Genomic DNA, 13,164 nt, shown 5'->3' with positions numbered 1-13,164 from the left:
TCTACTTCCCGCTCGCGGCGAACACCATAGCAGCCATACTCTCAGCCGCGTCACGAATGCCCAGTCCGGCGGCGCTGGCACCCATGCGTTCTAATCTGGGCGTATCCAGGCACAGCGGTATCAACTCCGAGCGAATCCAGGCCGCATCCAGTTCAGCGTCCGGCACCAGTAATGCCGCGCCAGCGTCAACGAGTCCGGCCGCGTTGCGCGCCTGTTCCCCGTTGCCGATGGGCAGGGGCACAAATACCGCAGCAAGTCCGACGGCGGCCACCTCCGACACTGTTCCGGCACCTGAGCGGCACAACAGTAGATCTGCCGCCGCGTACACGTCTTCCATCCGGTCCACGTATTCCACCTGACGGTAGCCCGGCGCAGCCAGCGGCTCGCCGTTGGCATCAAGCACTGTTTTTCCCTTGCCCGTGATGTGCAGGGTCTGGATACCGGCGTCGGCCAGTGCCTGGACGGAACCGGCAATGCCTTGGTTCAGTCGCAATGCGCCCAGCGAACCGCCGGTGACGATCAACGTGGGTTTGTGCTCCTCTAGTCCGAGGCGTTCCCGGGCCCCGGCCTGGGCGGAACCCCGTTGCAAGGTAGCAATTTCCTTGCGCATGGGCATGCCCACAAGATGAGCGTGCCGGATGGCTGTCGCTGCGAAAGCGGTCCCCACGTTGGTGGTGTAGCGTGCCCCGACTTTGTTGGCCAGACCAGCTGTGGTGTTGGCCTCGTGGATCACGATGGGAACACCGAGCGATTTTGCCGCCAAGTACATGGGCGTGCACACATAGCCGCCCACACCCACCAAAACATCTGCTTGGGCCTCTCGGAGAATCTTTTTGGCATCGCCAATGGCACGCACCATGCGCACTGGCAGCTTCACCAAATCCATGGAAGGTTTCCGTGGCAGCGGGATGCGTTGTACGAACGTCAGCTCAAAACCAGCCGCCGGCACCAGGGTGGCTTCCAGACCCGAGCTGGTTCCAACGGCCAAAATGGTGCTGTCCGGAGAGAACTCGCGGATGGCCGCCGCAATGGCCAGTAACGGGCTGACATGCCCTGCCGAGCCTCCTCCGGCCAGAACCACTAACAAGGGGGTTGGGTGGATCTGTGTCATGAAGTCTTCAAACTACTTTCTGGCTCTGTGCGGGAAAAGGAAAGGACAACTCCGACGGCGGCCAGCACCATGATCAGAGCTGTTCCACCATAGGAGATCAGCGGCAGTGGCACACCAATCACGGGAAGCAGGCCCACCACTACGGCGATATTGACCACTGCTTGGCCGATGATCCACGTCATGATCATGCCGCACACAACACGGGCGAAAGGATCATTGCGGGAGTTGATGACCCGGAAGATCGAGAAGGCGAGGATCACGTACAGCCCAACAATGACGAGGGTGCCTAGGAGACCGAACTCCTCGCCGATGATGGCGAAGATGAAGTCGTTGTGGGCCTCAGGAATCCAGTTCCATTTTTGCCGGCTCTGTCCCAGACCAACACCAAACCATCCTCCGGAGGCGAGGGCGTAAGCACCATTGATGTACTGATCGCAGGCACCTTCCACACTGCAGTCACCAAGCCAGGCGGCAAAACGGCCGGTCCTATTCGTGTCGGAGATGTTGGCAAGCACGGCAACGATGCCGGCCGCCACGACGGCTAGTGCCAGGTAACGCTTGGGCACCCCGCCAAACCAGAGACCCATCAGGACCATGAGGCCAATGATGATTGCGGTTCCTAGATCGCGGCCCAGCATGACCAGCAACAGGATCAGGCCGGCACCAATTCCCATCGGGATCAGAATATGCATGACCCGTCGAATCAGCGTCCCCTTGGCGGCGATGACTGCACCCATCCAGATGGCTAGGGCCAGTTTGGCAGCTTCCGAGGGCTGAAACTGGATGCCACCAATCCCCAACCAGTTCATGTTTCCGCCGGCGCTAACACCCAGGGGCGTAAAGACCAGAGCCAGCAGGAGGATCGCGATGCCGAGCAGAATCGGCGCAATTTTCTTCCACATGGTCGGTGGCACGCACGATAAGACGAACATCAGGACCAGCCCGAGCAAGGCAAAAGCGGATTCCTTCAGAAACAGATCATAGGGGTCCTGGCCCTTGGAGATGGTTTCTGCCGTGGATGCCGACAGGACAGTCATGCGCCCAATCAGGGTCAACGCCAGTGCGGTGCCCACGATCCAGTAGTAACCCGAAGTGGGGCGGCCGACCCGACCGTTGAAGGCATCCCGGAATCGTTGGAATCTTTTGTCCTTGCCGCCCGTAGCCGGAGCGGTCAACGGCGCCGCACCGGCTTTAGCTTTCGTCACATTCTTGGTGGCCGCGGTGGGCACGCCTTTGGCGGAGGTCTTTGGCTGTGCGGGCGTTTTGGCCACTATGACTCCTTGTTGGCGCTTGCCCGTGATTCCAGCAGCTCCCGAACAGATTCAATGAAGGCATTTCCTCGGTGGGCGTACGAGGTGAACTGATCCATGGATGCTGAGGCCGGCGCCATCAGCACCGTGTCGCCGTCAGTTGCCAATGATGAGGCTACGGCCACAGCTTCGGCCATGACGGCATCCCCTCGCAGCTCGGAGCTGCTGGAACGCCTGCCACCGCTGGCACGCGTGGCAATGACCTGCACTCCCGGAGCCAGCCGCTCCAAGGAGCTGGCCAAATCTGAACTGTCGGCCCCAATCAGCACCACTGCCTTGAGCCGTGCTGCGTGGTTGCGGACCAGTTCGTCATAGTCAACGCCCTTGGACAAACCGCCGGCAATCCAGATGACAGGTTTGAACGCAGCCAGTGACGCCGATGCAGCATGTGGGTTGGTGGCCTTTGAATCGTTGACCCAGAGGACACCCTCGGCGTTGGCAACGGCCTGGATTCGGTGGTCACCGTTCTGGTAGTTCACCAGACCTTTGCGTACGTCATCAGGGGTCAGACCGCAGGCCCGCACAAGTGCTGCAGCAGCCGCCGCGTTGGCGACAAGATGCCGGGGCACCAGCTCGCCAATGTCACTAACCTTGGCCAGCTCGGCTGCCGAATCCTTACGTTCTGCAATGAAAGCCCTGTCCACAAGCAGGCCTTCTACAACACCGACCATGCTGATGGCCGGGATGCCGGTGGTGAATCCTACAGCGCGGCAACCCTCTTGCACATCGGCTTCTTGGACCATGCGCTCGGTCTCAATTTGCTCGGCGTTGTAGACGCACGCAACTTCGGTATTGGCATAGATTTTTGCTTTGTCGGCGGCATAGGCTGCAAAGCTGCCGTGCCAGTCAACGTGATCTTCGGCCAGGTTCAGGCAGACGCTGGCGGCAGGTGCCAGCGATTCGGTCCAGTGGAGTTGGAAGGTGGAGAGCTCCACGGCCAGAAAATCCCAGCCCTCAGGATCACGGACGGCATCCAGAATGGGGGTGCCAATGTTTCCGGCGGCAATGGCGCGCAGACCTGCCGCCTGCAGCATGGATTCCACCATGGTGGTGGTGGTGGTTTTGCCGTTGGTACCGGTGATGGTGATCCAGCGGGCGGTCTTCCTGCCCTCGCGCTGGCGCACACGCCAGGCCAGTTCAACATCCCCCCAGATGGGGATGCCCGCGTCTGCCGCGGCAGCCAACAGGGGGTGAGATGGCTTGTATCCGGGGCTGGTGACCACTAGTTCGGCGGGCTCACCGTTGACCTGCGGCAACACGGTGGAACTGTCTTCACCCAAGATCACCTGGGTGACCCCCACAATCTTGAGGGTGTCGGCGTTGGCCCGGGCGTCGTCGTCGTCCGAGGCGGCGACGACCACCACCTGGGCACCGAGCTCAGCCAAGGTGTCTGCCACGGAGAAGCCGGTCTTGCTGATACCGGTGACAACCACGCGCAACCCTGCCCAGTCGGCGTCCCAGCTGGTCAGTGAATCAAGTCGGTTTTGCAATGCACTCACAGTCGAACAATCCATTCAGCGTAAAAAGCTCCCAGTCCCACGGCGACCATGAGTCCTGCCAGGATCCAGAACCGGACAACCACTGTGACTTCCTTCCAGCCCTTGAGCTCGAAGTGGTGCTGCAACGGTGCCATGAGGAAGACACGCTTGCCCTTGGATAGCTTGAAGAAGCCAACCTGGATGATGACGGAAGCGGAGATGAGCACGAACAGGCCACCAATGATGGGCAGCAGCAGTTGCGTGCGGGAGAGGATGGCGAAGCCGGCAATGGCGCCGCCGATGGCGAGGGATCCGGTGTCGCCCATGAAGATCTTGGCCGGGGAGGTGTTCCACCACAAGAAACCGATCAGGGCGGCAAACATGATGACCGAGATCAGGGACAGATCCAACGGGTCGCGGACTTGGTAGCAGACGGTCTCGGAGGGCACCTTGTGGGAGCCACAGCCTTGGCTGCTCTGCCACAAGCCCATGAGGGTGTACGCGCCGAAGACAAGAATGGCGGCACCTGTGGCCAGCCCGTCCAAACCATCGGTCAAGTTCACGCCGTTGGTGGCTGCGGTGATGATCAGGTTGGACCAGATCACAAACAGCACCACGCCCAGGCCCGCACCGGCAAAGGCGAGGTTCAAGGAGGGGATATCGCGAGCAAAGGAAATGAACGTACTGGCCGGGGTAAGGCCATCGTTATCCGGGAAACCCAAGGCCATAACGGCGAAGGAAATACCCACAACAGCCTGGCCCAGCAGTTTCCCCTTGGGGTTCAAGCCGGTGTTGTGTTGCTTGGTGATCTTCAGGAAATCATCGAGGAATCCGACCAGTCCCATGCCCACCATCAAATAGATCATGAGGAGCCCGGAGGCTGTGGGGCCGGTGGAATTATTGTTGACCAACCACACGATCAAGTGGGTGATGAAGTAGGCGGCCACCACGGAGCCGATCACCACGGTGCCGCCCATGGTGGGCGTCCCGCGCTTGATCTGGTGGGTGGTGGGCCCGTCTTCTCGAATGATCTGGCCATAACCCTGTTTGACCAGGAACCTGATGAACAGGGGTGTACCGATCATGGCAAAGGCCAAAGCCAAACCAGCTCCAATGAGCAATGCAATCATGGCTGGGCAGTCCTTTCGCCTGTTGTGTTCTCACGTGCTTGTGTGGGGCTAATCCCCGTGGGTAATGCTATCCGATCACCTAGGAACCGCAGCCCTGCGCCATTGGAAGACTTGAATAAAACAATGTCCCCGGGAGCCAACTCTGCTTCCAAAACGGCGGCAGCGGCGTCCGCATCGGCGAAGAACATGGATTCATCTCCCCACGAGCCCTCCATAACAGCGCCGACATGCATGGCACGGGCGCCCTGGCCTACCACGAGCAGTCGGGAAATGTTCAGCCGTACGGCGACACGGCCCACGGCATCGTGTTCTAGGACCGACTCCTCGCCGAGTTCGAGCATCTCCCCCAACACGGCCCAGGTGCGCCGCGCCCCGCTGCCGCCAAGCTCTGCCAACGTGCGCAACGCTGCCCTCATGGACTCCGGATTGGCGTTGTAGGCGTCATTGATGACGGTCACGCCATCGCTGCGGTCGGTGCGTTCCATCCGGTAGCGGCTGGCTGCGCGCTGCTCATTGAGCGAGGCGACAATCGTTTCCGGTGTGGCTCCGGCTGCGTAAGCTGCGGAGGCGGCTGCGAGCAGGTTCGTCACATGATGCAGCCCTAGAAGCTTGCTGCTCACGTGCAGAGGCTCGCTATGGCCGGGGAAAATAAGGCCGAATTCGGGTTGACCGTCGGCATTCGTGCGCACTGTGCGGGCCAGCACCATCTGCTGCTCTTGGGCAACGTTGGCGTCAGCACTGCTAAAGAAACGCACCGGTGCGCCGGAACGCGCAGCCATGGCCCGCACCCGGCTGTCGTCAAAGTTGAGCAACGCACAGCCAGTAGCTGACAACGCTTCGACGAGTTCGCCTTTAGCGACAGCAATGTTGTCGATGGAGCCAAACTCGCCCGCATGGGCACTTCCCACCCCCAACACCACGCCCAGATCGGGGCGCACCATCTCACCGAGGTACTTGATCTGGCCCATCTTCGTGGCGCCCATTTCAATGATCAAATAGCGGGTGTTCTCATCTGCACGGAAAACGGTCAGGGGCACACCCACTTCACCGTTATAGGAGCCCACGGGGGCCACGGTGGGACCCAGCGCAGACAAAATGCCCGCCAAAAGATCCTTAGTGGTGGTCTTGCCGGCGGAACCGGTGATCCCAATCACACTCAGCGGAGAATGGGCGCGGATCTCTCGCACCACCTCGGCCGCGATCGATCCCATGGCGAGCACGGAGTCGGCGACGATGACAGCTGGAAAGGGAGCTCCGGCGTCGTCCGCGGTTTCCCGCTCGGCAAGAGCCAACACGGCACCGGAAGCGAAGGCTGCTGTGATGAAGTTATGACCGTCGGCCGCTTCCCCGGCCTTGGCCACGTACACGCTCCCAGCCACAGCATCACGCGAATCGGTGACGATGGCGGCGACATCAATGAGCAGATCCGGGTCGGTGCCCGGTGTCAGGGTGCCCTGGGTGAGCTCGGCGATGTGGGCTGCTGTAATTTCAATCATTAGTTGGCGACTCTATCTTGCTTGCTCCGGTAAGGGGGAATCCGTGGGCCACGAGAGCGGCACGCAATTCAACCCGATCATCGAGGGAAATATTGACCCCTTTGACCTCTTGATAAACTTCATGGCCGCGTCCGGCGACCAGAATAACGTCTTGGGCCCGCGCTATTTCCACGGCTCGGGCGATGGCTTCGGCACGCGGGCCGATCTCCTCAATGACGCGCTGAAGACCGCCACTTTGCTGGGCTTCATAGGCTCCGGCTAGAACACCGGCCCGGATAGCCGCCGGGTCCTCGTCATGGGGGTCGTCATCGGTAATGATCACCACGTCAGCACCCTGGGCAACCACGGCGCCCATGATGGGGCGCTTGGTGACATCACGCTCCCCCGTGGCACCAAACACGGCAATGACGCGCGCACCCGGCGTGTCTGGCCGGACGGCGTCCAAGGCACGGGCCAGCGCATCGGGGTTGTGGGCGAAATCCACCACGGCAACAGGAGCCGTGCCGATCAACTGCATCCGGCCCGGCACCTCCACCGTGAAGGGGTCATGACTGTCCAGCACTTCCTGCAGGCGCCTCAGCACCGCATGGTCCTGGGCGCTACTGCTATCCCCAGTCCCCTGCAGACGCTGTGAACCTTCGACGCCGGAACCGTCGTCTGCGGGCTTCGCAAGCAGCTGTGTGGTGACCATGAGCAACGCCAGCGCCGCGTTGGAAACGTTGAAGCCGCCGGGCAGGCCGGTGTGAACATCCAGAACTGCGCCATCGGGGCCAACGAGCGTGAAGCGCGAACCAACACCATCTCGACGAACATCCCGGACTTGCCAGTCTGCTGCAGATGTGACGTCCAGGTTCGTGGCTAGGGTGACAGTGGGGAGGGTGGAGGCCGCAGCCATGCGCTGGCCCCAGTGATCATCAACGGTGATGACAGCGTGGCGAGCATGCTCGGGAGTAAATAGGGCTGCTTTGGTGTCAAAGTAGCCCTCCATGCCGCCATGGAGGTCCAGGTGGTCCTGGGTGAGGTTGGTGAATCCGGCAACATCAAAGACCACACCATCCACGCGGCCAAACGCCAGAGCATGTGAAGAAACTTCCATGGAGGCTGCGCTGAGGCCTTTTTCGGCCATCAGTGCCAGAAGGGCGTGAACATCTGTGGATTCGGGCGTGGTCAGTTTGCTGGGAATTGCTTCCTCACCGGCCAAGATTTCAATTGTTCCGATCAGGCCGGTGCCGTGCCCCAGTGCCTGTAGCAGCGAGTTCAGAAAATATGTTGTGGTGGTCTTGCCGTTGGTGCCTGTCAGGCCGAATAAATCCAGATGGTGTGTGGAAGCTGAAGCACCTGCGGTGCCGTACACGCGTGCGGCGAGTTTTCCAGCCACGGCGCGCGCGTCTGCCAACGTCAGAACAGGCACAGCGGGTGATTCCCCCATGAGGAGGGTGCCGGCGTCGTCCGTCATGATGGCGACGGCACCGGAGGCAATGGCCGCTGCGGCAAAGGAGGCCCCGTGACTGCGTGCACCGGGCAGGGCTAGGTACAAATCGCCTGGGTGGATGGCTCGTGAATCCAGGCTGACCCCGGTGATCCGCAGACTCGCATGGGCTTTCTGAGCGCTTGACCAAGCATCCGGGTTGATGCCCGCCAGAGTGGCCAGCTCTGCCAAGGTGGCACCGCTGTGGTGGCTGGGCCGCACGGTGCTGGCGGGGGTGTTCACAGGCACTTGTAGGGAATCCTTTTCTGCTCCACGATCGGTGGTGGCATGTTCTTTCTCCGCCATTACTTGTAGAACTTGGGGAGTTTGACGGGCGGGGTTGTTGACGGCGGAACATCGTTGCTACGAAGCACCTGGCCCATCACCTGATTAAACGTATACCCCTGAGTGACTCCATAGACGTTGCCCTGCGGCCGTTGGACAGTTATGCCCACCACATAGCGGGGATCATCCATGGGTGCCATGCCAATAAAGGAGGTGGTGTAGCCGTCAAAGCCCACACCGTTGTCCGCCGGAGCCTCGGCCGTGCCGGTCTTGCCGCCGGTGCGGTAACCGGGGATGTCAACAACCTTGTAGTCGGTCATGGTGACAACACCTTCGAGCATGTCGCGGGCATCCTTGGCCGTTTCCGGGCTGATGACCTTAACACCGTCAGCCTGAGGCACGGTTTCGACGGTTCCATCCGCGTGCGTGAAGGAGTCGATGATGGCGGGCTTGAGCCGGACGCCGTTGTTGGCGATGGTCTGGAAAACCATGGTGGTTTGGAGCGGAGTTTGGGCAACACCCTGGCCGAACAGGACGCTGTACCGCTGACGGCCGTCCCAGTTCTGCCAATCCGCCAAGATGCCAGGGCTCTCACCCGGCAGTGCAATGCCTGTCTTCTCCCCCACACCGAATTTGCGCATGTAGTCATACCGCTGCTGCAGACTCAGCCGCGAACCGGCCATGACGGTTCCGGTATTCATCGAATCGGTGATGATGCCTGAGAGAGTGCGCTTTTCTGTTCCGTGCGTGAACGAGTCGGAGAAGGTCTGTCCGTCTACTGTCAAAGTTGGCGGGACCAAGAACTCGCTCATGGGCGTGGCCAAGCCTTCTTCTACGAGGGCCGCTGCGGTCATGATCTTGCTCGTAGAGCCGGGTTCCACCACCGAGCTGACGCTTCGAGAACCAATGTTGGCCGTGTCAGAGGCCGCCACATTATTGGGATCGTAAGAGTCACTGTCGGCGATAGCCACAACTTTTCCGGTCTTGGCCTCAACGACGGTGATGCTGGCCCACTGGGCGCTGTACTGTTCCTTTTGCTGCTGAGCAGCCTGCTGTGCATAAAACTGGATGTCTTGGTCAATGGTGAGCGTCACTGTTTGCCCATCAACAGCTGGCACGGTGCGTACGGGGGCTGTGGGAATGATGATGCCATTCTTCCCGGCTTGGTACGTGCGGGTGCCGTTGGTTCCAGTCAGCTTGGCGTCCATGGTCTGTTCAATACCTGCCAGAGCCTTACCGTCACTGTCCAGGAATCCAACGATCGGTCCACCCACGGCTCCCATGGGGTAGACACGTTTGGTAACGGATTCGGAGTAGATGCCCGGAACGCGCAGTTCCGCAACTTCCTTCTCCACGAGGGGGCTGACATCCATGGCGACGTAGTTGTGGACCTTATCGCCGGTCACGCTCTTTTTGACGTCTTCGAAGGGTAGATCCAACACTTTGGCCAATTGCGCGATGCCTTCATCGGAGGTGAACGTCTCCACTTTCCACTTCCCAGTGGCTGGATCGATCACGGTTTCGCCGGTTTTTGGATCGAGGACCAGACGGTCGTACTCGGGGTATTCGGCAAAGTTAATCTGCGAGACGGTGATGTTGTAGCGAATGATGCTTTCGGCCAGAACTTTACCTTTGGCGTCCACGATTTTCCCGCGGACAGCCGGCAAAACTTGCTCCACCTTGCGCTGATTCTCAGCAGCCTCGGCCATATTTCCAACATCTAGGCCTTGGACCAGGACAAGTCTGCCGCCAATGATGAGCAGAATGGCCATCATGGCAATGAATCCCCAGCGGAGACGCACACGACCGATCTTATTCAGTTGCTGTGCAGTTGCACCGTGTACGTCTGGACTTGAGTTTTCTGCCACTGCTTGAATCCCTTGCATTCCTTGCTTCGCAAAATCGTGAAGCACTCAGTCCATCATAGAAAAGTTAGCTGTCCTTTTGTGCCGGGGCTGGAATCGTGCCGCCATTAAGGTCCGGGGCAACTACCACCGGCGGGACAGTTGCCGCCTCTTTAGCCTGATCCGCGGTCTTATCTGAGGCCGCGCCAGCCTGGTCCTTGGCTGCGCTAACTTCGGCTGCGGGGCTCAACGGAACCTCCGACGCGGGCTGGGACCGAGGCTTGTCGATGACCGCGGGCGCAATATTTACCAATCCCTTGGTATCAGCTGTGGCCGGGAGCGGCGAACCACTCACGGCCTTGGTGCGAACATCAATCTGTCCCGTTGTACCTGCCGGGACCATGCCCAGGGCTGCGGCTCGTGCTGCCAGCTCCTGAGGCGCCTGATGCGCAGCGATTTCCTGCTCCATGGTCTGGTTTGCCTTGATCAGCTCTGACTGCTGATTCTTCAGGCCCACCAACTCATACTGGCCCTTGGAGACGGAAATGCTCATGACCAAAACGACTGCCATGGCGGCCATAATCATCAGCGCCAAGGTGACGGCCAACGGTGAGCGTCCACGTCGCGGCGTTGAAACCACCAGCGACAATGATGCCCGTGACTTCTTGACTTTGGGTGCCGGAGGCGGCGCGGGCAAAGGCCCAGTCAGCACACGGGCGGTACTGCCCAGTGTGACAGGGATGGTCCGTGATGCGCTCGGGCTCATGCGGCACTCCTGACTCTGATCTTTTCCACGGCCCGCAAGCGTGCTGATGCAGCCCGCGGATTCTCTGCAATTTCCTGCTCAGTTGGTATTTCTGTGCCCTTTGTGAGGCGCTTCAAGGTGGCTTTGTGCTCTTCAAGTTCCACCGGGAATCCTGCGGGGGCCGAGGAACGTGAACCGGCAGCAAAGACAGCCTTGACGATCTTGTCTTCCAGCGAGTGGTAGGACATGACCACGGCCCGGCCATGGAGGGCAAGCGCGTCGACAGCAGCAGGAATGGCTTTTTCCAAAACGCTGAGTTCCTCGTTGACTTCAATACGTAACGCCTGGAAGGTGCGCTTGGCGGGATGCCCGCCAGTCTTGGCCGCTCCAGAGGGAACCACGTTGCGAATGATATCCACCAGTTCCCCGGTTCGGGTCAGAGGTGCCTTGTCACGAGCGGCGACGATGTGATTGGCAATGCGCCCGGCGAATTTCTCTTCGCCCCACTTGCGGATGATACGTACCAGCTCTTCCTCGGAGTAGCTGTTCAGGACATCGGCTGCGGTCTGGCCGCGGCTTGTGTCCATGCGCATATCCAAGGGAGCATCGAAGGAGTAGGCGAACCCGCGGTCCCGTTCGTCGAGTTGCAGGGATGAGACGCCAAGATCCATCAAGATCCCGTCAATGCTGGGTACTCCCAAATCTTCTAGCACCTCGCTGATTTGGTCATAGACGGCATGGACCAGATCGGTTCGGCCCTGGAAGGGGGCCAGCCGTTCCCCGGCCAAACCCAGTGCTTCGGTGTCACGGTCGATGCCAATCAGATGCAAATCTGGGTAGCGCTGCAACATTGCTTCACTGTGGCCGCCCATGCCCAAGGTGGCATCAATGACCACGGGGGTGCGCCCTGCGGCCCGGGCTACTTCGAAGGCCGGGGCTAGGAGGTTGATGCAACGATCTTTTAGTACAGGAGTGTGACGTTCGGACGTAGGTGGCGTGGGGGTTTCCGACGTCATCACGACTCCGTTTCTTTTTCGGTCATAACCGGCGGAGAACTGTTGTTCCCCCTGGCGTTGCAAACTGGCGATTCAAACATGTCACTGCTGGTGTAGCTCTGGTTTAGCCAACACCTGTGCGTCGTTGCACGGTGCCGACCCAAGACCTAGACGGTCTTAAACCAGATCCCCCTCCGCGCCAAGCCCCGTCCCGCCTGGCTCCGGGGAAGGTGAGCCAGGTTTGACGGTCTTGCTGGGCGGCTGGAGATCTCATTCAAGACCACCGTTGCTGCGGTATTACTGGTGCTAGCTGATGCCGGGAATACCCAACTCGTCTGTAGCCGAGAAGGCTGTTTCCTTGGCGGCCAAGTAGTCGTTCCAGGACTGTGCGTCCCAGATCTCCGCCCGGCTGCCGGCACCGATGACAACGAGTTCTTTTTCCAACCCTGCGTATGAACGCAAGGTAGCTGGAATAGTGACTCGTCCTTGCTTATCCGGAACCTCATCGGAGGCCCCTGATAGAAAGATTCGAATGTAGTCACGGGCCGCCATATTGGACAGTGGCGCATCCTGCATCTGTGTCAGCACTTTTTCAAATTCACGAGCACTAAATACATAGATGCAGTTTTCCTGCCCCTTGGTCAGGACCAGTCCGCTGGATAATTCCTCCCGGAATTTTGCGGGAAGGATGATCCGTCCCTTCTCATCAAGGCGCGGTGAGTGTGTTCCGAGAAACAACCCGTCACCGCCTTCATTGTTGAGAGCTTTTGACTAACTTAGCCCCATTCCCCTCTTACGTGCTCCACATTACTCCACAATCCTCCACCGTCAACTTCATTTTCCTAGATTTCATCTCCGTGTCGCCACCAAATTCCGCACCATTGCAAGGATCTTGCGGAGCCTCACGCCGTGGAGGGAAAAATCAACAGTGTCGCCGAGTGGGGGCGCCCAGGCACCACAGCACGGCACTTTGGCGTGTTTCTGGGGCGCGAGAGGGCACTCTGGGCTCCTGTGGAGGAAAAGGGAGTGCTTGCGTGGTTGGAAGTGGCGACTGCGCCGCCCGGGCAAATGTGGCGAAGGCAACTGGCTCGTTAAGCTGTTTGGCCACTCAGCGGCAGCGGTGACAGCGGCGACTCATAAGCGAGCCCAGAGGAGGTCTGCTGCGGAGGTTCAGAGATGAAAAAAGACGGCGTTCGTGGGGCAGCACAGTGACGCGCCTGGTCAACCGGCTGGAGGATCGCGGGCTACTCACGCGGATCCTGTGCGCCGATGACCGCCGTGGGATCTATACCGAGCTCACGC

11 protein-coding genes and 1 pseudogene are annotated in these 13,164 nt (G+C 60.0%); 2 read left to right on the top strand and 10 right to left on the bottom strand.

What is annotated here, in order from left to right; translation table 11 throughout:
* Position 1: 1 nt before the first annotated feature.
* The 8 genes from murG to AB0O97_RS11165 form a co-directional block, all read right to left on the bottom strand.
* Entirely contained in the window at positions 2-1,111 is a 1,110-nt protein-coding gene (gene murG, locus AB0O97_RS11200; RefSeq protein WP_363882519.1) for an undecaprenyldiphospho-muramoylpentapeptide beta-N-acetylglucosaminyltransferase, read from the bottom strand.
* Positions 1,108-2,382, bottom strand: a complete 1,275-nt coding sequence (gene ftsW / locus AB0O97_RS11195; RefSeq protein WP_363882516.1) for a putative lipid II flippase FtsW — start codon at positions 2,380-2,382, stop codon at positions 1,108-1,110. The genes murG and ftsW overlap by 4 nt, the downstream gene beginning before the upstream one ends.
* On the bottom strand, positions 2,382-3,935 hold the full coding sequence (gene murD, locus AB0O97_RS11190; RefSeq protein ID WP_363844447.1) for a UDP-N-acetylmuramoyl-L-alanine--D-glutamate ligase: 1,554 nt from the start codon (positions 3,933-3,935) through the stop codon (positions 2,382-2,384). The genes ftsW and murD overlap by 1 nt, the downstream gene beginning before the upstream one ends.
* The gene (gene mraY / locus AB0O97_RS11185) at positions 3,917-5,029 is read right to left on the bottom strand and encodes a phospho-N-acetylmuramoyl-pentapeptide-transferase (RefSeq protein ID WP_363844444.1); all 1,113 of its coding nucleotides are present in this window, start codon (positions 5,027-5,029) and stop codon (positions 3,917-3,919) included. The genes murD and mraY overlap by 19 nt, the downstream gene beginning before the upstream one ends.
* Positions 5,026-6,525, bottom strand: a complete 1,500-nt coding sequence (gene murF, locus AB0O97_RS11180; RefSeq protein ID WP_363882512.1) for a UDP-N-acetylmuramoyl-tripeptide--D-alanyl-D-alanine ligase — start codon at positions 6,523-6,525, stop codon at positions 5,026-5,028. Before murF ends, mraY begins: the two co-directional genes overlap by 4 nt.
* Positions 6,518-8,167, bottom strand: coding sequence for a UDP-N-acetylmuramoyl-L-alanyl-D-glutamate--2,6-diaminopimelate ligase (locus AB0O97_RS11175; RefSeq protein ID WP_363882648.1), 1,650 nt, complete (start codon positions 8,165-8,167; stop codon positions 6,518-6,520). Before AB0O97_RS11175 ends, murF begins: the two co-directional genes overlap by 8 nt.
* A 131-nt stretch (positions 8,168-8,298) precedes the next feature.
* Positions 8,299-10,080 (bottom strand): penicillin-binding protein 2, encoded by a 1,782-nt coding sequence (locus tag AB0O97_RS11170; protein WP_363882509.1) that lies wholly within the window; start codon positions 10,078-10,080, stop codon positions 8,299-8,301.
* A gap of 130 nt (positions 10,081-10,210) precedes the next feature.
* On the bottom strand, positions 10,211-10,675 hold the full coding sequence (locus AB0O97_RS11165) for a hypothetical protein (protein WP_363882506.1): 465 nt from the start codon (positions 10,673-10,675) through the stop codon (positions 10,211-10,213).
* On the opposite strand from AB0O97_RS11165, the gene AB0O97_RS11160 reads away from it, so the two are divergent.
* A complete protein-coding gene (locus AB0O97_RS11160; RefSeq protein WP_363882503.1) occupies positions 10,674-10,901 on the top strand; it encodes a hypothetical protein in 228 nt (75 codons plus the stop codon). The genes AB0O97_RS11165 and AB0O97_RS11160 overlap by 2 nt on opposite strands.
* Here the strand turns inward: AB0O97_RS11160 and rsmH are convergent.
* Positions 10,885-11,883, bottom strand: coding sequence for a 16S rRNA (cytosine(1402)-N(4))-methyltransferase RsmH (gene rsmH / locus AB0O97_RS11155; protein ID WP_363844432.1), 999 nt, complete (start codon positions 11,881-11,883; stop codon positions 10,885-10,887). The genes AB0O97_RS11160 and rsmH overlap by 17 nt on opposite strands.
* Before the next feature lie 285 nt (positions 11,884-12,168).
* Entirely contained in the window at positions 12,169-12,600 is a 432-nt protein-coding gene (gene mraZ / locus AB0O97_RS11150) for a division/cell wall cluster transcriptional repressor MraZ (RefSeq protein ID WP_363844428.1), read from the bottom strand.
* Positions 12,601-13,073: 473 nt separating this feature from the next.
* On the opposite strand from mraZ, the pseudogene AB0O97_RS11145 reads away from it, so the two are divergent.
* A pseudogene (locus AB0O97_RS11145) lies at positions 13,074-13,164 on the top strand (MarR family transcriptional regulator); the annotation flags it as partial.

The sequence above is a fragment of the Specibacter sp. NPDC078692 genome, assembly GCF_040686835.1.
GTDB lineage: Bacteria > Actinomycetota > Actinomycetes > Actinomycetales > Micrococcaceae > Specibacter.
The sequence above is the reverse complement of the archived record's forward strand: the minus strand, read 5'-3'. Positions and strand labels throughout refer to the sequence as shown.

What these genes read in the sequence shown, in the direction of transcription:
- murG (WP_363882519.1), bottom strand. Translation starts at nt 1,111, where the DNA reads ATGACACAGATCCACCCAACCCCCTTGTTAGTGGTTCTGGCCGGAGGA.
- murD (WP_363844447.1), bottom strand. Translation starts at nt 3,935, where the DNA reads ATGGATTGTTCGACTGTGAGTGCATTGCAAAACCGACTTGATTCACTG.
- mraY (WP_363844444.1), bottom strand. Translation starts at nt 5,029, where the DNA reads ATGATTGCATTGCTCATTGGAGCTGGTTTGGCTTTGGCCTTTGCCATG.
- murF (WP_363882512.1), bottom strand. Translation starts at nt 6,525, where the DNA reads ATGATTGAAATTACAGCAGCCCACATCGCCGAGCTCACCCAGGGCACC.
- AB0O97_RS11160 (WP_363882503.1), top strand. Translation starts at nt 10,674, where the DNA reads ATGACCAAAACGACTGCCATGGCGGCCATAATCATCAGCGCCAAGGTG.
- AB0O97_RS11165 (WP_363882506.1), bottom strand. Translation starts at nt 10,675, where the DNA reads ATGAGCATTTCCGTCTCCAAGGGCCAGTATGAGTTGGTGGGCCTGAAG.
- rsmH (WP_363844432.1), bottom strand. Translation starts at nt 11,883, where the DNA reads ATGACGTCGGAAACCCCCACGCCACCTACGTCCGAACGTCACACTCCT.